At 65.2% G+C, this 18,987-nt stretch carries 15 protein-coding genes and 1 riboswitch; of the genes, 10 read left to right on the top strand and 5 right to left on the bottom strand.

The genetic code is table 11. From position 1 onward, the window contains the following. Positions 1-202 precede the first annotated feature (202 nt). The gene (locus tag BLS61_RS10105) at positions 203-1,645 is read right to left on the bottom strand and encodes a TolC family outer membrane protein (protein ID WP_090430397.1); all 1,443 of its coding nucleotides are present in this window, start codon (positions 1,643-1,645) and stop codon (positions 203-205) included. A 223-nt stretch (positions 1,646-1,868) separates the two neighbouring features. Beyond that, a riboswitch (TPP riboswitch) is annotated at positions 1,869-1,975 on the top strand. 97 nt (positions 1,976-2,072) lie between these two features. On the opposite strand from BLS61_RS10105, the gene thiC reads away from it, so the two are divergent. From thiC to BLS61_RS10055, 10 genes are all read left to right on the top strand, one after another. After that, the gene (gene thiC, locus BLS61_RS10100; protein ID WP_090430395.1) at positions 2,073-3,956 is read left to right on the top strand and encodes a phosphomethylpyrimidine synthase ThiC; all 1,884 of its coding nucleotides are present in this window, start codon (positions 2,073-2,075) and stop codon (positions 3,954-3,956) included. A 96-nt stretch (positions 3,957-4,052) separates the two neighbouring features. Continuing rightward, positions 4,053-4,652: an NUDIX domain-containing protein gene (locus tag BLS61_RS10095; protein WP_090430394.1), complete on the top strand. Its 600-nt coding sequence runs from the start codon at positions 4,053-4,055 to the stop codon at positions 4,650-4,652. Then, positions 4,643-5,095 (top strand): DUF1249 domain-containing protein, encoded by a 453-nt coding sequence (locus tag BLS61_RS10090; protein WP_090430392.1) that lies wholly within the window; start codon positions 4,643-4,645, stop codon positions 5,093-5,095. Before BLS61_RS10095 ends, BLS61_RS10090 begins: the two co-directional genes overlap by 10 nt. A 200-nt stretch (positions 5,096-5,295) precedes the next feature. Next, a complete protein-coding gene (gene cpdA, locus BLS61_RS10085; RefSeq protein ID WP_090430391.1) occupies positions 5,296-6,111 on the top strand; it encodes a 3',5'-cyclic-AMP phosphodiesterase in 816 nt (271 codons plus the stop codon). Between the two features lie 103 nt (positions 6,112-6,214). Further along, positions 6,215-6,826, top strand: coding sequence for a YqiA/YcfP family alpha/beta fold hydrolase (locus BLS61_RS10080; protein WP_090430390.1), 612 nt, complete (start codon positions 6,215-6,217; stop codon positions 6,824-6,826). A 15-nt stretch (positions 6,827-6,841) separates the two neighbouring features. Further along, positions 6,842-8,740: a DNA topoisomerase IV subunit B gene (gene parE / locus BLS61_RS10075; protein ID WP_090430388.1), complete on the top strand. Its 1,899-nt coding sequence runs from the start codon at positions 6,842-6,844 to the stop codon at positions 8,738-8,740. Continuing rightward, positions 8,740-9,723, top strand: coding sequence for an esterase-like activity of phytase family protein (locus BLS61_RS10070; RefSeq protein ID WP_090430386.1), 984 nt, complete (start codon positions 8,740-8,742; stop codon positions 9,721-9,723). Before parE ends, BLS61_RS10070 begins: the two co-directional genes overlap by 1 nt. Continuing rightward, positions 9,720-10,244, top strand: coding sequence for a retropepsin-like aspartic protease family protein (locus tag BLS61_RS10065; protein ID WP_090430384.1), 525 nt, complete (start codon positions 9,720-9,722; stop codon positions 10,242-10,244). Before BLS61_RS10070 ends, BLS61_RS10065 begins: the two co-directional genes overlap by 4 nt. A 7-nt stretch (positions 10,245-10,251) precedes the next feature. Beyond that, complete coding sequence (gene parC, locus BLS61_RS10060) at positions 10,252-12,501, top strand: DNA topoisomerase IV subunit A (protein ID WP_090430382.1); 2,250 nt, start codon at positions 10,252-10,254, stop codon at positions 12,499-12,501. Positions 12,502-12,667: 166 nt separating this feature from the next. Then, positions 12,668-13,396, top strand: coding sequence for a PqiC family protein (locus BLS61_RS10055; protein WP_090430380.1), 729 nt, complete (start codon positions 12,668-12,670; stop codon positions 13,394-13,396). Positions 13,397-13,445: 49 nt separating this feature from the next. On the opposite strand, the gene BLS61_RS10050 is transcribed toward BLS61_RS10055, so the two are convergent. The 4 genes from BLS61_RS10050 to BLS61_RS10035 form a co-directional block, all read right to left on the bottom strand. Next, positions 13,446-14,657: an acyl-CoA dehydrogenase family protein gene (locus BLS61_RS10050; RefSeq protein ID WP_090430378.1), complete on the bottom strand. Its 1,212-nt coding sequence runs from the start codon at positions 14,655-14,657 to the stop codon at positions 13,446-13,448. A gap of 14 nt (positions 14,658-14,671) precedes the next feature. After that, positions 14,672-15,952: an acyl-CoA dehydrogenase family protein gene (locus BLS61_RS10045; RefSeq protein WP_090430376.1), complete on the bottom strand. Its 1,281-nt coding sequence runs from the start codon at positions 15,950-15,952 to the stop codon at positions 14,672-14,674. 154 nt (positions 15,953-16,106) lie between these two features. After that, entirely contained in the window at positions 16,107-17,546 is a 1,440-nt protein-coding gene (gene hldE, locus BLS61_RS10040) for a bifunctional D-glycero-beta-D-manno-heptose-7-phosphate kinase/D-glycero-beta-D-manno-heptose 1-phosphate adenylyltransferase HldE (RefSeq protein WP_090430374.1), read from the bottom strand. A 58-nt stretch (positions 17,547-17,604) separates the two neighbouring features. Next, on the bottom strand, positions 17,605-18,987 hold the full coding sequence (locus BLS61_RS10035) for a PIG-L deacetylase family protein (protein WP_090430372.1): 1,383 nt from the start codon (positions 18,985-18,987) through the stop codon (positions 17,605-17,607).

Raw genomic sequence — 18,987 nt, 5'->3', positions numbered from 1 at the left:
GTCTACGATGTGGTCTTCATTCGAAAAACGCTACGCCAGATAGACTTGAGGCAGCGGGCAACATGATCATCAACCTGTTACCCATGTCTCCCGACAGGTGTTTACCATGTCCCCCGGCTGAACACGCGGCGCACCCTACGGATGAACGCGAGAAAACAAAAGCCCCGACTTGCGTCGGGGCTTTTTCGTCTCTGCGCTTGGCTCAGAAATCCGGGTCGCCCTGCAGGCGAGACTCGGCGGCCGAGGCCAGGTCCGGCGGCAGGAAATCCTTGTCCGGGTTGTAGTCCGGCTTGAGGAAGCTGCCCAGCGCTTCCAGGTCGGCCGGGCTGAGGGTGCCGGCGGCCTGCTTCAGGCGCAGGTTGTTGAGGATGTAGTCGTAGCGCGCATCGTTGTAGTTGCGCACGGCGCTGTACAGCTGACGCTGGGCATCAAGCACATCGACGATGTTGCGGGTACCGACCTGATAGCCGATCTCGGTGGCCTCCAGGGCACTCTGGTTGGAGATGATCGACTGACGCCGCGCCTGCACGGTTTCCACATCGGTGTTCACCGCGCGGAACAGGTTACGGGTGTTCTGCACCACCTGACGGCGCAGGCTCTCACGCAGTTGCTCGGTCTGCCCCAGGCGCTGGTAGGCCTCGCGCACCTGCGAGCTGGTCAGGCCGCCGCTGTAGATCGGGATATTCAGTTGCAGACCGATGGAGCGCTGGGAGACGTCGCCGCTGTAGCGCGGCGCGCCAAAGGCGCCGGAATTGGTGAAGCCAAGGCTGTCATTGTCACCCTTTTGGTAGCTGGCGACGGCGTCGAGCGTAGGCGCATGGCCGGCCTTGCGCTGACGCAGGTTTTCTTCGGCAGCCGTGACGGCATACAGGCTGGCCTGCAGGTTGAGATTCTGCGCGGCAGCAGTATCGACCCAGGCCCTGGCATCGTTCGGCGTCGGTGCCAGCACCGGCAGGGTGTGGACGATGCCTTCGACCGCCACATAATCGCGATTGGTCAGGGTCACCAGGGCTTCGAAGGCATCATCCACCGCACGCTCGGCGAGCAGGCGGTTGGCCCGCGCGGTGTCGAAACCAGCCTGTGCTTCGAGCACGTCGGTCTTGTCGGAAAGGCCGACATCGAAACGCTCGTTGGCCTGGTCCAGCTGACGCTTGAAGGCCGCTTCCTCGGCCTTGGTCGAAGCCAGGTTGTCCTGGGCACGCAGCACGGCGAAGTAGGTCTCGGCACTCTGCAGGATCAGGTTCTGTTCGGTGGCCGACAGCTCCAGGGCGGCCTGTTCGCTGGTGGCCTCGGCCGCCTGCAGCTGGAACCAGCGATCGGCGCGGAACAGCGGCTGGCTGAGGTTGGCCTGATAGACCAGGCCGCTGCGCGAGACGGTAGCACTCGGCGAATCGACTTCGGTGCGCGTGTCACCGTAGTTGGCGCCGGCAGACAAATTGGGCAGCAGGCCGGCACGGGCCTGCGGTACCACTTCGCGGCGGGCCTGATAATCGGCGCGCGCGGCGGCGATATCGGCGTTGTTTCTTGCCGCTTCCTGATACACGGTGACCAGGTCGGTCTTGCTCGACAGCGGGGCCTCTTCGGCCTGAACCAGGCCCACCGAAGCGGCGGCCACGGCGATTGCCAGGGAAAGTCTGCGCAACATGATGGATGTCGATCCTTGAATAGGCGGTAATCGGCAAGGCTACGGGGCGCCACTGGCGGGGGTCAAGCGAACCGTCAGCAGCATCATTCTAGCTGGCGACAAGCTATGTTGCTCATTCGCAACAATCGGTCTTTTCCGCCAAACCCGGTCGCTTTCCGACGCACGGGTCAATCCTGATTGACCGCCGGGTTGGTTTTCTCCCTCCAGCTTGTTTAGACTGCCCGAGTTCTTGTCGGGGTGCCCCATATGCGGGGCTGAGATTGGCAGCTGCCGGATCCCGTTGAACCTGATCAGGTTAAGGCCTGCGTAGGGAACAAGATGTCCTCGCCAGCGTACCGGCGAGTCCTCTCGGCACCGTCCATGGTGTCTCTCGCGCCCTTCGTCCGCTCAGGTTCCAACTCCGACATCTATCCCGGAGAGAGCCTTGATGAGCGCACAACAACAAAAGAATCTGAGTGAGTCGGCACAAGTCGACCAGCAGTCGGTACAACCCTTTCCCCGTTCGCAAAAAGTCTACGTACAAGGCTCACGCCCTGACATTCGCGTGCCGATGCGCGAAATCAGCCTGGACGTGACGCCGACGGACTTCGGTGGCGAAATCAACGCCCCGGTCACCGTCTACGACACCTCCGGCCCCTACACCGATCCGAACGTCACCATCGACGTACGCAAGGGCCTGGCCGATGTGCGCAGCGCCTGGATCGAGGACCGCGGCGATACCGAAAAGCTGCCGGGCCTATCCTCCGAGTTCGGCCAGCGCCGCCTGAATGATGCCGAGCTCTCGGCCATGCGCTTCGCCCACGTGCGCAACCCGCGCCGGGCCAAGACGGGGCATAACGTCAGCCAAATGCACTACGCCAAGAAAGGCATCATCACGCCGGAGATGGAGTTCGTCGCCATCCGCGAGAACATGAAGCTGGCCGAAGCCCGCGAAGCCGGCCTGCTCAATGAGCAGCATGCCGGCCACAGCTTCGGCGCCAGCATCCCGAAGGAAATCACCCCCGAGTTCGTGCGCTCCGAAGTCGCCCGAGGAAGGGCGATTATTCCGGCCAATATCAACCACGTGGAGCTGGAGCCGATGATCATCGGCCGCAACTTCCTGGTGAAAATCAACGGCAATATCGGCAACAGCGCCCTGGGCTCCTCCATCGAGGAAGAAGTGGCCAAGCTGACCTGGGGCATCCGCTGGGGTTCGGATACGGTCATGGACCTGTCCACCGGTAAGCACATCCACGAAACCCGCGAGTGGATCATCCGCAACTCGCCGGTACCGATCGGCACCGTGCCGATCTACCAGGCGCTGGAAAAGGTCGGCGGCATCGCCGAGGACTTGACCTGGGAGCTGTTCCGCGACACCCTGATCGAACAGGCCGAACAGGGCGTGGACTACTTCACCATCCACGCCGGCGTGCTGCTGCGTTACGTGCCGCTGACCGCCAAGCGCGTCACCGGCATCGTCAGCCGCGGAGGCTCGATCATGGCCAAGTGGTGCCTGGCGCATCACAAGGAAAACTTCCTCTATACCCATTTCGAAGACATCTGCGAAATCATGAAGGCCTACGACGTGTCCTTCTCCCTGGGTGACGGCCTGCGCCCCGGCTCCATCGCCGATGCCAACGACGCCGCGCAGTTCGGCGAGCTGGAAACCCTCGGCGAGCTAACCAAGATCGCCTGGAAACACGATGTGCAGTGCATGATCGAGGGCCCCGGCCACGTGCCGATGCAACTGATCAAGGAGAACATGGACAAGCAGCTGGAATGCTGCGACGAGGCGCCGTTCTACACCCTCGGCCCGCTGACCACCGACATCGCCCCCGGCTACGACCACATCACCTCGGGCATCGGCGCAGCGATGATCGGCTGGTTCGGCTGCGCCATGCTCTGCTACGTCACGCCCAAGGAGCACCTGGGCCTGCCGAACAAGGATGACGTCAAGACCGGCATCATCACCTACAAGATCGCCGCGCATGCTGCTGACCTCGCGAAAGGTCATCCGGGCGCGCAGATTCGCGACAATGCCCTCTCCAAGGCGCGCTTCGAATTCCGCTGGGAAGATCAGTTCAACCTGGGTCTGGACCCGGACACCGCCCGCGCCTTCCACGACGAGACCCTGCCCAAGGACTCGGCCAAGGTGGCGCACTTCTGCTCCATGTGCGGGCCGAAGTTCTGCTCGATGAAGATAACCCAGGAGGTGCGTGACTACGCCAAGGAGCAGCGTATCGACGCCGTCGATCTGGAAGCCGAGCAGGGCATGCAGGCCAAGGCCGAGGAGTTCAAGGCGCAGGGCAGCCAGCTCTATCAGCGCGTGTGACGGGCCGTCATGGAAGCTTGATCTGGCGGCACTATGCTCGCTAGTGTGACGGGTAACGGGCCGCGGTATGGCCCGTTACGACCATCTGGGGGCAATATGGGCAACGACGACATCGAAATCCTCTCGCGCGAGAACTGCTTTCGCGGCTTCTACCGGCTCGACCGGATCAAGCTGCGCCATCGCCAGTTCTCCGGGGACATGGGTCCATCCATCACCCGCGAGCTGTTCGTGCGTCACGATGCGGTGTGCGTGCTGCCCTACGATCCGCAGCGCGACGAGGTAGTGCTGATCGAGCAATTCCGCGTCGGTGCCATGGACAAGAGCGCCAACCCCTGGCTGCTGGAGCTGGTCGCCGGCCTGATCGACAAGGACGAGGAGCCCGAGGAAGTGGCTCGTCGCGAAGCCGTCGAGGAAGCCGACCTGATTCTTGGCCCGCTGTGGCCGATCACCCGATATTTCCCCTCCCCCGGCGGTTCCGACGAGTTCGTGCATCTGTTTCTCGGTCGTTGCGACAGCAGCGCTGCAGGCGGCGTACACGGCCTGGCCGAGGAAGGCGAGGACATTCGGGTTCACGTCATGCCACTGGCAGATGCCCTGGCCGCGGTACGCGACGGACGCATCGACAACGCGGCCAGCATCATCGCCCTGCAATGGCTGGCACTGAACCGCGACGAAGTGCGGGGGATGTGGTCGTGAATCTGCTACGCGAGCGCTATCGGGTCGACCTGGTCGAGCTGCAGGCGGCTTGCGAAGCCAACTACGCGCGCCTGATGCGCCTGCTGCCGCACATGCGCGAGCACACGCAAAGCCGCCGCGTCGCCTTGAGCCAGGGCGAACACCTGCTCGGCGTGCTGGCGCTGGAAGTGCTGGAAAGCTGCCCCTACACCACCACCCTGTGCGTGCGCCAGGAACACAGCCTGCCCTGGCTGCCGGTGCCACAGCTGCAGGTGCGGGTCTATCACGATGCGCGCATGGCTGAAGTGGTGAGCGCCGAGAATGCCCGACGTCTGCATATTCGCTACCCCTACCCCAACGCGGCGATGCACCAGCCGGACGAAAAGAGCCAGCTCAACCTGTTCCTCGGTGAGTGGTTGAGCCACTGCCTGGCCTGCGGCCATGAGCCGCAGCCGGTGATGTAAGCCCGACGATCAAGCTTTTCGCGGCCTGGCCGATAGCGCGACGTGGCGCGCCTTGCCCGACCTGCCGCCACCGAAGCTAAGCGCCAGCGAGACGAAAAGACGCTCCCGGCGTTTTTTCTGTGATCTGCGTCCGCTTCCCGGGTTTTCCCTTTGCTGCGGCAACCACCATAATTCACTCGATAATGCCCTAGGAGACGGTCTTGCCGAGCCTGCCCACCCCTTCAGCTGATTCCTCGGTCCTGCTGGTACAGCTGTCCGACAGCCACCTGTTCGCCGAAGCGGACGGCAAGCTGCTGGGCATGGATACCTGCGACAGCCTGCAACGAGTGATCCAGCAGGTTCAGGAGGAACAGCCGCAGATCGACCTGATTTTGGCCACGGGCGATCTTTCCCAGGATGGCAGCGAGGCGTCCTATCGGCGCTTTCGCCAACTCACCACGACCATCGGCGCCCCGACCCGCTGGCTGGCGGGCAACCACGATGAAACGCCGCCCATGCAGGCGGTGTGCAAAGGCAGCGAGCTGCTGGAGCCGGTGATCGACCTCGGTGCCTGGCGGATCGTCATGCTCGATTCCTCGATCCCCGGCGCCGTGCCGGGCTTTCTCGCCGAGAACCAGCTCGAACTGCTTGAGCGCACCCTCGGCGAGGCGCCGCAGCGCCATCACCTGATCTGCCTGCACCATCATCCGGTGCCCATCGGCTGCAAGTGGATGGACCCCATCGGCCTGCGCAATGCCGACGCCCTGTTCGCCATCCTCGACCGCCACCCGCAGGCCCGCGCCGTGCTCTGGGGGCATGTGCATCAGGAGTTCGACCAGATGCGCGGCAATCTGCGCCTGATCGCCTCACCCTCTACCTGCGTACAGTTCGCCCCGGGCAGCGAGGACTTCCAGGTCGGCAGCGAAGCCCCCGGCTACCGCTGGCTGCGCCTGCATGCCGACGGCACCCTGGACACCGGCGTATCGCGCGTCACCGGCATAGATTTCGAAGTGGATTACAGCGTCAAGGGCTATTGAGGCCGCAAGCTGCAGGCCTCAAGCCGCAGGAAAACCGCTTTGCTCTTGCCTGTAGCCTGCCGCCTGAAGCCTACCGCCGCTTTTTGTAGTAGCCTCCCGCACCATGACCGCATCCATCCTCTATATACACGGCCTTAACAGCTCGCCGGCCTCGCACAAGGCCAGCCAGCTGAGCCGCGCCATGGCCCACCTCGGCCTGGATAAACAGCTGCGCGTGCCGGCCCTGCATCATCACCCACGTCAGGCCATCGCCCAGTTGCAGACATTGATCGCCGAGCTTGGCGCGCCGGTGCTGGTGGGCAGCTCACTCGGCGGCTACTACGCCACCTACCTGGCCGAACAGCACGGGCTCAAGGCGCTGCTGATCAACCCTGCCGTGCAGCCGCACCTGCGTTTCGAGGGCTACCTGGGCCCGCAGAAGAACTATTACAGCGACGAGACCTGGGACCTCACCGAGGACCATATCCACGCCCTGGCCGCACTCGAAGTCCCGCCACCGAGCGGCCCGACCCGTTATCAGGTGTGGCTGCAGACCAGAGACGAAACCCTCGACTACCGCGACGCCGAGCGCTACTACCGCGGCTGTGCGCTGCGCATCCAGGCAGGCGGCGACCATGGCTTCCAGGGCTTCGCCGAACGCCTGCCGATGCTCTTCGCTTTTGCCGGCATTAACGCCACACTCTGGCGCGATATCGATTTTTCCGTATTCAATTGACGAACAAGAGAGCCCATGGCCCAGCAGAACGCCTACAACGCCGATGCCATTGAAGTCCTTTCCGGCCTCGACCCGGTGCGCAAGCGCCCGGGCATGTACACCGACACCACCCGCCCCAACCACCTGGCTCAGGAAGTCATCGACAACAGCGTCGACGAAGCCCTGGCAGGACACGCCAAGACCATCCAGGTAATCCTCCACGAGGACAACTCGCTGGAAGTGATCGACGACGGGCGCGGCATGCCGGTGGACATCCATCCGGAGGAAGGCGTGCCGGGCGTCGAGCTGATCCTCACCAAGCTGCATGCCGGCGGCAAGTTCAGCAACAAGAACTACCAGTTCTCCGGCGGCCTGCACGGCGTCGGCATCAGCGTGGTCAACGCCCTGTCGACCCGCGTGGTGGTCACCGTCAAACGTGACGGCAACGAGTACCAGATGAGCTTCGCCGACGGCTTCAAGGCCAGCGAGCTGGAAGTGATCGGCACAGTGGGCAAGCGCAATACCGGCACCAGCGTGCACTTCTGGCCCGACGCCAAGTACTTCGACTCCTTCAAGTTCTCGGTCAGCCGCCTCAAGCACGTGCTCAAGGCCAAGGCCGTGCTGTGCCCGGGCCTCTCCGTCACCTTCGAGGACAAGGCCGCCGGCGAGAAGGTCGAATGGCATTACGAGGACGGCCTGCGCTCCTACCTGGTCGATGCCGTCAGCGAGTTCGAGCGCCTGCCCGCCGAGCCCTTCGTCGGCAGCCTGGCCGGCAACAAGGAGGCGGTGGACTGGGCCCTGCTGTGGCTGCCCGAAGGCGGCGATGCGGTGCAGGAAAGCTACGTCAACCTGATCCCCACCGCGCAGGGCGGCACCCACGTCAACGGCCTGCGCCAGGGTCTGCTCGATGCCATGCGCGAGTTCTGCGAGTTCCGCAACCTGCTGCCGCGTGGCGTGAAACTCGCCCCGGAAGACGTCTGGGAGCGTATCGCCTTCGTCCTTTCGATGAAGATGCAGGACGCGCAGTTCTCCGGCCAGACCAAGGAGCGCCTGTCCTCGCGCGAGGCGGCCGCCTTCGTCTCCGGCGTGGTCAAGGACGCCTTCAGCCTGTGGCTCAACGCCAACCCGGAAACCGGCCTGCAACTGGCAGAGTTGGCCATCAGCAACGCCGGACGCCGCCTCAAGGCCGGCAAGAAGGTCGAGCGCAAGAAGATCACCCAGGGTCCGGCGCTACCCGGCAAGCTGGCCGATTGCGCGGGGCAGAATCCGCTGCGCTGTGAGCTGTTCCTGGTCGAGGGCGACTCGGCCGGCGGCAGCGCCAAGCAGGCGCGCGACAAGGAATTCCAGGCCATCATGCCGCTGCGCGGCAAGATCCTGAACACCTGGGAAGTGGACGGCAGCGAAGTGCTGGCCAGCCAGGAAGTCCACGACATCGCCGTGGCCATCGGTATCGACCCCGGCTCGAGCGATCTCTCCGGGCTGCGCTACGGCAAGATCTGCATCCTCGCCGATGCCGACTCCGACGGCCTGCACATCGCCACCCTGCTCTGTGCCCTGTTCGTCCGTCACTTCCGCACGCTGGTGGACGCCGGCCACGTCTACGTGGCCATGCCGCCGCTGTACCGCATCGATCTGGGCAAGGAAATCTTCTACGCCCTGGACGACGCCGAGCGCGACGGCATCCTCGACCGCCTGGTGGCCGAGAAGCGCCGCGGCAAGCCGCAGGTCACCCGCTTCAAGGGCCTCGGCGAGATGAATCCGCCGCAGCTGCGCGAAACCACCATGGACCCGAACACCCGGCGCCTGGTGCAACTGACCCTGGACGATTTCGAGGGCACCCGGGAAGTGATGGACATGCTGCTGGCGAAGAAACGCGCCGGTGACCGCAAGAACTGGCTGGAAACCAAGGGCAACCTGGCCGAGGTACTGACCTGATGCGTAATCATCTCCTTGCACTCGGTCTGTTGGCCGGCGTCGCGAATGCCGAGCCAGTGGTGCTGGAAGAACTGCAGTTGCAGGCCGAGTATCCGGTGACGGACATGCCCAGCGGCAATCTGTCCGGCCTGGCGCTGTGCGGCGATACGCTGTGGGCGGTTTCCGACCGCGATGACGACCGCGTCTATCAGTTGCACCGCGAAGACAACCTGCTGCGCGCCGAAGCGGAAACCTTCGTCGCCCCGGAACCACCCGAGAGCGCCCTGCCCTGGGGCCTGCGCATGCGCAACTGGGCGGCCGGCCTGGTTAGGGGTGGCAAGCTGGATTTCGAAGGCCTGTCATGCGATGCCCAGGGCAATCGCTACCTGGTCAGCGAAACCCGAGCCGCCGTGCTGCAGGTGAGCAGCAACGGCAACGCCCAGTGGCTCAACCTGCCCAGCGGCCTGGTACGCCAGGCCCGCGCCAGCGGCATGCTGCTGCACTTCAACCAGGGGTTCGAGGGCATCGCCATCGATCCGGCCGGCGAGCGCCTGTGGCTGGCCGCTGAACAGAGCCGTCGCGGCCTTGCCGTGCTGCACCGGCGCGGCAGCAGCTGGCGCTGCACCGGTGGCTGCGTGCTGACCAGCGAAAGCGGCGATGAACCCTCGCCAGAAGCCCTGGGTGGCCACTCTGCACCTCGCGACTTCTCCGGCCTGGCCTATTTCGGCGAGAAGCTCTTCAGCCTGGAACGCCAGGCCCACCGCATCTGCCGCCGCACCCTGAGCGACGGCGCCGCGGAGATCTGCTGGTCGTTCGCCAACGAGGCCCTGAGCGAACCGCGCCGCTACACGCCGAACTACGGCATGGCCGAGGCGCTGTGGATCGACAACGACGGCGCCTGGATCGGCGTCGACAACGGCAGCCAGGCCCGCGCCGATGGCGAAGCGCGCCCCATCGTCTGGCGCTTCAAAGCACCCCAGGGCGGCTGGAGCCGGCGTCCGTGAGCGAACAGACGCCTGGCCGTCGCGCCGGACGGGTGATGTGGGTGCTCGCCTGGGGCGCCGGCCTGCTGCTGGCCACGCACTTCTTCGGTGGCTGGGAAGATCGCCAGCGCAACCCGAACCAGGCGCCGCAGTCGGTGCATGGCGACGGTTTCGTCGAAGTGAGCCTGACCAGCAGCCGCCAGGGCCATTACGTAGTCGACGGGCAGATCGATGGCCAGAAGGTCACCTTTCTGCTCGATACCGGCGCCACCCAGGTGGCGATTCCCAGCCAGGTCGCCCGCGACCTCGGCCTGCAGGCCGGCGCGCCAGTACAAATCCGCACCGCCAACGGCCTCGCCACGGCACACCGTACGCGCCTGGCCAGCCTGCGCCTGGGCGATATCGAGCTGCGTGACGTCGCAGCGCTTATCGCCCCCGGCATGGACGGCGACGAGGTGCTGCTGGGCATGAGCGCCCTGAAACAACTCGAATTTTCTCAGAAGGGCGGCACCCTGGTGCTGCGCCAATCAACCTTGCAATGAGGCCCGCATGAGCGAATCCCTCGATTTGAGCCTGGAAGGCGTTGAACGCCGGTCACTCGCCGACTTCACCGAGCAGGCTTATCTCAACTACTCGATGTACGTGATCATGGACCGCGCCCTGCCGCATATCGGCGACGGCCTGAAGCCCGTGCAACGCCGTATCGTCTACGCCATGAGCGAGCTGGGCCTGGATGCCGACGCCAAGCACAAGAAATCTGCGCGTACCGTCGGCGACGTGCTCGGCAAGTTCCACCCGCACGGCGACAGTGCCTGCTACGAAGCCATGGTGCTGATGGCGCAGCCGTTCTCTTATCGCTACACCCTGGTCGACGGCCAGGGCAACTGGGGTGCGCCGGACGATCCCAAGTCCTTTGCCGCCATGCGCTACACCGAGGCGCGTTTGTCGCGTTATTCCGAGGTGCTGCTGAGCGAACTGGGCCAGGGCACCGTGGACTGGGTACCGAACTTCGACGGCACCCTGAACGAGCCGGCGACCCTGCCGGCGCGCCTGCCCAACCTGCTGCTCAACGGCACGACAGGTATTGCGGTCGGCATGGCTACCGACGTGCCGCCGCACAACCTGCGCGAGGTGGCGGCTGCCTGCGTGCGCCTGCTGGACGAGCCCGGCGCCACGGTCGAGCAGCTCTGCGAACATATCCAGGGCCCGGACTTCCCCACCGAAGCCGAGGTCATCACGCCCAAGGCCGACCTGCTGAAGATCTACGAGAGCGGCCGAGGCTCGGTGCGCATGCGCGCCGTCTATCGCGTCGAGGACGGCGACATCATCGTCACCGCCCTGCCGCACCAGGTCTCCGGGGCCAAGGTACTGGAGCAGATCGCCGCGCAGATGCAGGCCAAGAAGCTGCCGATGGTCGCCGATCTGCGTGACGAGTCGGACCACGAGAACCCGACCCGCATCGTCATCATCCCGCGCTCCAACCGCGTCGATGCCGACGAACTGATGACTCACCTGTTCGCCACCACCGATCTGGAGTCCAGCTACCGGGTCAACACCAACGTCATCGGCCTCGACGGCAAGCCGCAGGTCAAGGATCTGCGCACCCTGCTCAGCGAGTGGCTGGTGTACCGCGTCGGCACCGTGCGCCGCCGCCTGCAGTTCCGCCTGGACAAGGTGGAAAAGCGCCTGCACCTGTTGGAAGGCCTGCTGATCGCCTTCCTCAACCTGGATGAAGTGATCCGCATCATCCGCACCGAGGATTCACCCAAGCCGATGCTGATGGACACCTTCGGCCTGACCGACGTGCAGGCCGACTACATCCTCGACACCCGCCTGCGCCAACTGGCGCGCCTGGAGGAGATGAAGATCCGCGGCGAGCAGGACGAGCTGGCCAAGGAACGCGAGAAACTGCTGGCCCTGCTCGGCAGCGAAGCCAAGCTGAAGAAGCTGGTGCGCAAGGAGATTCTCGAGGACGCGGAAAAGTACGGCGATGATCGCCGCTCGCCGATCGTCGCCCGCGCCGAGGCCAAGGCGCTGTCGGAAACCGAGCTGATGCCGACCGAGCCGGTCACCGTGGTGCTTTCGGAAAAGGGCTGGGTGCGCTGCGCCAAGGGCCACGACATCGACGCCACGGGCCTGTCCTACAAGGCCGGCGACGGCTTCAAGGCCGCCGCGCCCGGACGCTCGAACCAGTACGCAGTGTTTATCGACTCCACCGGCCGCAGCTATTCGCTCGCCGCTCACAGCCTGCCGTCGGCGCGCGGCCAGGGCGAACCGCTGACCGGCCGCCTGACGCCGCCGCCGGGCGCGACCTTCGAATGCGTGATGCTGCCGGAAGACAGCGCGCTGTACGTGATCGCCTCCGACGCCGGCTACGGCTTCGTGGTCAAGGGCGAGGACCTGCAGGCCAAGAACAAGGCCGGCAAGGCGCTGCTCAGCCTGCCCAACGGCGCCAAGGTGGTTGCTCCCAAACCGGTCACCAACCTGGAAGACGACTGGCTGGCCGCGGTGACGACCGAAGGCCGCCTGCTGCTGTTCAAGGTCACCGATCTGCCGCAACTGGGCAAAGGCAAGGGCAACAAGATCATTGGTATTCCAGGCGAGCGCGTGGCCTCGCGCGAGGAATATCTGACCGATCTGGCCGTGCTGCCCAGCGGCTCCAGTTTGGTTTTGCAGGCCGGGAAGCGTACCCTGACGCTCAAAGCCGACGACCTCGAGCACTACAAGGGCGAGCGCGGCCGCCGTGGCAACAAGCTGCCGCGCGGCTTCCAGCGCGTCGATCAGCTTGTGGTGGAATAGCGTCGGCAACAGGCTCCGTTCTTCCGGGATATCCGCGCGACCGGCAGGCAGCTAGGGCTGGAGTCGTAGCGCGGTTTGACGGATGATACGCGCCCTGGGTCATCCATGACCCCCGCATGATATGGGATCGATGTGCAGCTGCCCTACAAGCGGCTGCCTGGAATTGATGATGACTGTAGTACGCCCCCTGGCTCTGCTTCTGACCGCGCTGCTGATGCTCAGCGGCTGCGGCCTGCTGCAACAGCAGAAGCCGGTGCCTCTATACCAACTCGACAGCGGCGAAGCCGTGACGCCGACCCGGGATAACGGTGTAACCGTGCTGGTCGGCCCGATCAGCGTGGCCGACTACCTGCGCCAGCAGCACCTGCTGCAACGCCAGGCCGACGGCAGCCTCGTTGCCGCGCAGAACGCTCGCTGGGCCAGCGGCCTGGCCAATGACATCGACCAGCAGATGCTGCGCCAGCTGGCCTGGCGCCTGGATAGCCAGCGCCTGGTGCTGGCGCCTGCCGCACCCGGTTTCAGCGCCGATGCACAGGTCATGCTGACCATTACCCGCCTGGACTCCGGCCCGACCCAGCCTGCCGTACTGGAAGCGCAATGGCGCCTGCTCGATCGCCGCGGGCAACTGCGCGACAGCCGGCTGATCCGCCTGGAAGAAGCGCATGGCGGTCCACTGGCCGAGCAGGTCAAGGCGCAGAGCACCCTGCTGCAGCGCCTGGCCGCCGAGCTGGCAGTGGCCATTCAACCGGTAGCCGCCGCAGACGAGCCCACACCCGAGCCGCCGCGCAAGAAGCCTCCGGTGGCCAAAGCCAAGCCGCAGGAGCCCGCCACCGCGGGACCGAAGATTCCGGTGGCAGAACCGATCAAGATCGACACGGAAGTCTTCCGCTTCTAGACAAAAGCCCGCCGATGCGGGCTTTTGTTTTCCGGTCGCGGTGTAGGCTCTACTTGAGTTCGCTGGAACTCTTGCCCAGCAGCCGCCGGGCGACGATCAGCAGCTGGATCTGCTGGGTACCTTCGAAGATGTCGAGAATCTTCGAGTCGCGCGCCCACTTCTCCAACAGTTCGTCTTCGCCGTAACCCAGAGCGCCAGCCAGCTCCACACACTTGAGCGTCACCTCGCTGGCCACACGTCCGGCCTTGGCCTTGGCGATGGACGCCTCCTTGGAATTGGGCAGCTTGTTGTCGGCCATCCATGCCGCCTTCAGCGTCAGCAGGCGCGCGGCCTCCCATTCCGCCTCCAGGCGATACAGGGTGGCCTCGGCATGGCTGACACTGAGCAGCGGCCTGGCGTAGTCGAAGCGACAACCGGCCTTGCTCAGCAGCTCACGGGTACGCTCCAGCGCTGCGCGCGCCACACCGACCGCCATGCCGGCGACCAGCGGGCGGGTGTTGTCGAAAGTCTCCATGACCCCGGCAAAGCCCTTCTGCACGTCGATTTCGGCGTTGCCCAGGAGGTTGGCCGCCGGTACCCGGCAGTCGCTGAAGCTGATCGACGCCGTGTCCGACGCCTTGATGCCCAGCTTCTTCTCCAGGCGGGTGACCGTCATGCCCGGCGTGCCCTTCTCCACCACGAAGGACTTGATCGCCGCGCGCCCAAGGCTGCGGTCGAGGCTGGCCCAGACCACCACGGCATCGGCGCGCTCACCCGAGGTGACGTAGATCTTCTCGCCATTGATCACGTAGTGATCGCCGTCCTTCACCGCCGTGGTGCGGATCGCCGCCGAATCCGAGCCGCAGCCCGGCTCGGTAATGGCCATGGCCGCCCAGGTCTTGCCAAAGCGGGCCAGTTGCTCGTCATTGGCTACCGCCGCGATGGCCGCGTTGCCCAGCCCCTGACGCGGCATGGCCAGCAGCAGGCCGACATCGCCCCAGCACAACTCCATCACCCCGAGCAGTGCTGCCATGTTGCCGCCATTCTTGATGCCCTCCTGCTGCTCACGAGCGGCGCCGCGCTTGCTCGCCGAACCGGCACCTACGGCATCGGGCGAACCTTCGTTCATGCCATCGAGCAGTGCGGCGAGCAAGTCCAGCTCCTTCGGATAGGCGTGCTCGGCCTTGTCGTACTTGCGCGAAATCGGCCGAAAGTAGTGTTTGGCCACCTGCCCGGCCTGGTGCTGCAGGCCGCGGAATTTTTTCGGAGTTTCCAGATTCATGATTACCCGCCTGTTCAGAGATGGAGGCCGCCAGCCAGTACGGCCACGCTGCGCAGATCGCGATACCAGCGCTCGACCGGATGCTCCTGGGTAAAACCATGACCACCGAGCAGTTGCACCGCGTCGGAGCCGATCTTCATCGCCTTCTCGGCGCAGAGCAGGCGCGCCAGATAGGCCTCGCGGCGAAATGGCAGTCCTGCCTCGGCGCGGGCGCAGGCGCGCCAGGTCAGCAGGCGCATGGCGTCGAGCTCGATGGCGATGTCGGCCACCATGAAGGCCACGCCCTGGCGATGGCTGATCGGCTCGCCGAACGCCTGGCGCTCGTTGCAGTAGGTCGTCACATAATCCAATGCAGCCTGCGCCGTGCCCACGGCAAGGGCGCAAAACGCCAATGCCGAGTAATCGAGAAAGGCCGGGAAGTCGAAACCCTCGCCGGCAAGTCGGCAATCGACCGGCACCTTGACGCCTTTCAGCTGAATACGTGCCAGGCCGCACGCCTTGAGCCCCATGCCTGGTTCGGCACGACGACTGATACCCTTGCTCGCCGCATCGACAACGAACAATGCCGGGCCATCACTGGCCTGGGCGCTGACGATCAGGCGACTGGCATCCAGACCGGCGATCACCAGCGCCTTTTCGCCATCGAGCAGATAGTGTTTGCCGCGTTTGCGCGCCCGCGTGGCGGGCCGGGCCGGATCGTTCAGCACACCAGGCTCGCTCACCGCCAGCGCGAAGGGTGGCGCCCCGTCTTCGCTGACGAATGCCGGCAACCAGGCGGCCTGCTGCGCCGAACTGCCCCAGCGACGAAGGCAATTGGCGGCAGACAGCGGCACCAGCAAGGCCGCGGCCAGGGAAAAGTCGCCTTGTGCCAGACTCTCGGCGATCAGCGCATTGCTGAGCACCGTGCGCTCACTGGCCAGCCCACCCTGGGCCTCGCTGACGCCATAGTGCGCCAGGCCCAGCTCACGCGCCTGATCGATCAGCGCAGCCGGCACGCTCGCCTGGGCATCGGCCTCGTGCGCAGCAGGGCGCAGCACCTCCAGCGCGAAGCCCTGGAGCATGTCCACCAGCATCTGCTGTTCGTCGGATAGCGACAGATCGAACAGATCGTCAGGCGCAGACCGAGCATCTCGCGGCTTGCCGGCCGCGCGACCGGCGGCGAAGCGGAAGCTGGCACGGCTGCCGCTGTAGACGAGTTTCTCGAAGGATTTGCGCACCTTGAGCCGATCCGGCCAGTCGGCCTGGGCCAGCTTGCTCAGCACGCTCAGGGCCTGGCCCTGTACATCGACGGTCATGGCATCTCACTCCACCTGAGGGATGCCATTGATGATGAGCTCAGGGCTGGCGAGTGCCTATGACCAGTCAGCCAGATGCAGCTGGCAGACTGGTCAAGCGCCTGGGTACGGCGGGCCAGCGGCCAGGGCCGCGGGTGGGGCGCTGGCCCCGCGCCTATTCGCGGCTAAAGCCGCTCCTACCCTGGATCTTCTCGACGATGGCGGTGGTGGAGCTGTTCTCCACCAGACCGAGAACGCGCACTTCGCCGCCATAAGCCTGAACGATATCGGCGCCGACCACCTGGTCGATGCCATAGTCGCCGCCCTTGACCAGCACATCCGGCTGCACCTGCTTGAGCAGGCGCTCGGGAGTGTCCTCGCCGAAGCTCACCACCCAGTCCACCGCACCGAGACCGGCGAGCACCGCCATGCGACGATCGACGGCATTGATCGGCCGGCCCGGCCCCTTCAGGCGGCTGACCGAGGCGTCATCGTTGATCGCCACGATCAGACGGTCGCCCTGGGCACGCGCCTGTTCCAGATAGGTCACGTGACCGGCGTGGAGGATGTCGAAGCAGCCGTTGGTGAAGACGATCTTCTCGCCATGGGCGCGTGCATCCTCGATGGCGATCAACAGCTGGTCCAGGCTCAGCACGCCGCGCTCGGAGCCTTCCTCGCGCTGCACCGCGCGGCGCAACTCCGGTGCACTGATGGCAGCCGTGCCCAGCTTGCCGACGACGATGCCGGCAGCCAGGTTGGCCAATGCCACGGCATTTGGCAGCTCTTCGCCAGCCGCGATGGAGGCGGCCAGGGTGGAGATCACCGTATCACCGGCGCCGGTGACGTCGAACACTTCGCGGGCCCGGGCCGGCAGATGCAGCGGCGCATGTTCGGGGCGCAGCAGGGTCATGCCGTGCTCGCCACGAGTGACCAGCAGCGCACCCAGCTCCAGTTCACGCATCAGCCTGGCGCCCTTGCTGACCAACTCGGCCTCATCGGCACAGCCACCGACGATGGTTTCGAACTCGTGCAGATTCGGCGTGATCAGGCTGGCGCCACGGTAGATGGAGAAGTCCTTGCCCTTGGGGTCGGCCAGCACCGGAATGTTCTTCTTGCGCGCAGCCTGGATCAGCGCCTGATGATTTTGCAGTGCGCCCTTGCCGTAGTCCGAGAGCACCAGCACCTTGACCCCGGCGAGCAGTGCGTCGACATCGCGCGCCAAAGCGGCGGTGTCGGTATTGAAAGGCTCTTCGAAATCCATGCGCAGCAGCTGCTGGTGACGGCTCATGACGCGCAGCTTGACGATGGTCGGCTGGTCGTCGAGGCGCTGGAAGTGGGTTTCCACACCGGCACCACCGAGGCTGTCGCTCAGACTTTCGGCGGCTTCGTCTTCACCGGTTACACCAACCAGCAGGGCGCGCGCACCGAGCGCCGCGATATTCAACGCCACGTTGGCAGCGCCGCCTGGGCGGTCCTCGATCTGGTCGACACGCACCACGGGCACCGGGGCTTCCGGGGAAATCCGCGAGGTGCCGCCATGCCAGTAGCGATCGAGCATCACATCGCCCACCACCAGTACGGCGGCTTGGTCATAGCGGGGCATGGTCAGTTTCATGGTGGCTCCAGAAGGGGAGAAAAACAGAAAAAATCATAACATGAGGGATTGGCAAGGCTCAGCGCGAGCGCACCCAGAACAACTCGTGCCGGCGCACCGCCTTGCGGAAAAATTCGTCCTCGCCCGTGGCAGGCCAGCGCCGCCCGACCAGTACTCGCTGGATCAACCGGCGCAGGCGCCTTTTCAGCGGCAGCGGGCCTTGCAGATCATGCTGCAGGCCAAGCGCCATGGCCTTGTCGAGTTGCCGCTCGGCGCCGAGCGACGGACTCCACAGGCGATCGGCCGGCAGTGCAGCGATAGCCGGAGGCAGGGCAATGCCATTGCCTGCCGGCCCCATCGGCCAGCGGTCGTTATCATGCAGGTGGTTGGCGTAGAGCAACAGGGTTTGCGGCCGCCAGCTGCTGCGTTCGCAGGCTTCGAGCACGGCGCGGGTGCTGGCGACATGATCATGATGCGGGTCCAGCTCAGGGTGCGGGGTAAGCAGCACCTCGGGGCGATAGTGATCGATCACGGCAGCCAGATCGGCGACCAGGTTGTGCCAGGTCGGCTGACCATCGGCATCAGCGGGCAAGCGCAGGGGGTTATGAGCACGCACGCTGCGGATATCGCTCTCGCCGGACTCGCGCGAGCCGAAGGGTTTGTCGGGCTGCTCGGCCATGGCCGGCAATTGCAGGCAGTAGTAGCCAAGCTGCACGCAGCGCATCTGCGGCACACCGCCCCAGAGCGGCGCGGCCAGGCTGTCCCAGGCGCGCAGGCGGCCCTTGAGACGCGCAGCGGCGGCCTTGTCCAGCCCCAGTCGCTGGTAATGCTCGGCTTCGATCTCGCCCTGGGTCAGGGTGACGATGGCCGCCCCGGGCGAGCGACTGTACTGACCGAAGGCAGCCAGCTCGGCGTCATCGGCATGCGGTGCGATGATCAGCATGCGCTGCGCCGCGAAGTCCGGGTTGCGCATGGCATGCAGGCGCAGCTCACCCTCGATGCGGCAGAAACGCGGTGCGATGGCCAGGCCATCGACCTGTTGCCCGGAGAGATTGAGGTAACGTCGCCCAGCCACGCCGCGTTCGAAGTCCTGACGATCACTACCCAGCAGCACATGGGGGTCGAGCCAGCGCCCGAGCCAGGTGGCCTTGAGCCGCAGTTCGAGAATCAGGGTGTCATGACCGGCCAGATCGGCCTCGACACGCAGCACGCCCTGCTCCAGCCGCACCGGCACACTCAGGCAGTCCGCCGGGAAGTCGTAGCGGTAGTCGTCGCGCGGCGAATAGAACAGGTGATCGGCGAACCAGGCCTCATGCGCGACCCAGCCCAGCGCCAGGAGCAGCGGCGGCAACCACCAGGCGACCAATACCCCCAGCAGCACCAGCGCCAGCAGCGCCATCAGCAGGGCAATGCGCTTGTTGCGCCGGTGGCGCTTGAGCAGTTGTTGCTTGCGTCCGTTCAT

Source organism: Ectopseudomonas guguanensis, from assembly GCF_900104265.1.
Taxonomy (GTDB): Bacteria; Pseudomonadota; Gammaproteobacteria; order Pseudomonadales; family Pseudomonadaceae; genus Aquipseudomonas; species Aquipseudomonas guguanensis.
Note: the sequence above shows the minus strand (reverse complement) of the source record. Positions and strands in the feature narration are given on the sequence as shown.

Coding starts and splice junctions, on each gene's coding strand:
- BLS61_RS10095 (WP_090430394.1), top strand. CDS start 4,053: ATGGGCAACGACGACATCGAAATCCTCTCGCGCGAGAACTGCTTTCGC.
- BLS61_RS10050 (WP_090430378.1), bottom strand. CDS start 14,657: ATGAATCTGGAAACTCCGAAAAAATTCCGCGGCCTGCAGCACCAGGCC.
- BLS61_RS10055 (WP_090430380.1), top strand. CDS start 12,668: ATGATGACTGTAGTACGCCCCCTGGCTCTGCTTCTGACCGCGCTGCTG.
- BLS61_RS10105 (WP_090430397.1), bottom strand. CDS start 1,645: ATGTTGCGCAGACTTTCCCTGGCAATCGCCGTGGCCGCCGCTTCGGTG.
- BLS61_RS10045 (WP_090430376.1), bottom strand. CDS start 15,952: ATGACCGTCGATGTACAGGGCCAGGCCCTGAGCGTGCTGAGCAAGCTG.
- BLS61_RS10070 (WP_090430386.1), top strand. CDS start 8,740: ATGCGTAATCATCTCCTTGCACTCGGTCTGTTGGCCGGCGTCGCGAAT.
- parC (WP_090430382.1), top strand. CDS start 10,252: ATGAGCGAATCCCTCGATTTGAGCCTGGAAGGCGTTGAACGCCGGTCA.
- BLS61_RS10035 (WP_090430372.1), bottom strand. CDS start 18,987: ATGAACGGACGCAAGCAACAACTGCTCAAGCGCCACCGGCGCAACAAG.
- hldE (WP_090430374.1), bottom strand. CDS start 17,546: ATGAAACTGACCATGCCCCGCTATGACCAAGCCGCCGTACTGGTGGTG.
- thiC (WP_090430395.1), top strand. CDS start 2,073: ATGAGCGCACAACAACAAAAGAATCTGAGTGAGTCGGCACAAGTCGAC.
- BLS61_RS10080 (WP_090430390.1), top strand. CDS start 6,215: ATGACCGCATCCATCCTCTATATACACGGCCTTAACAGCTCGCCGGCC.
- parE (WP_090430388.1), top strand. CDS start 6,842: ATGGCCCAGCAGAACGCCTACAACGCCGATGCCATTGAAGTCCTTTCC.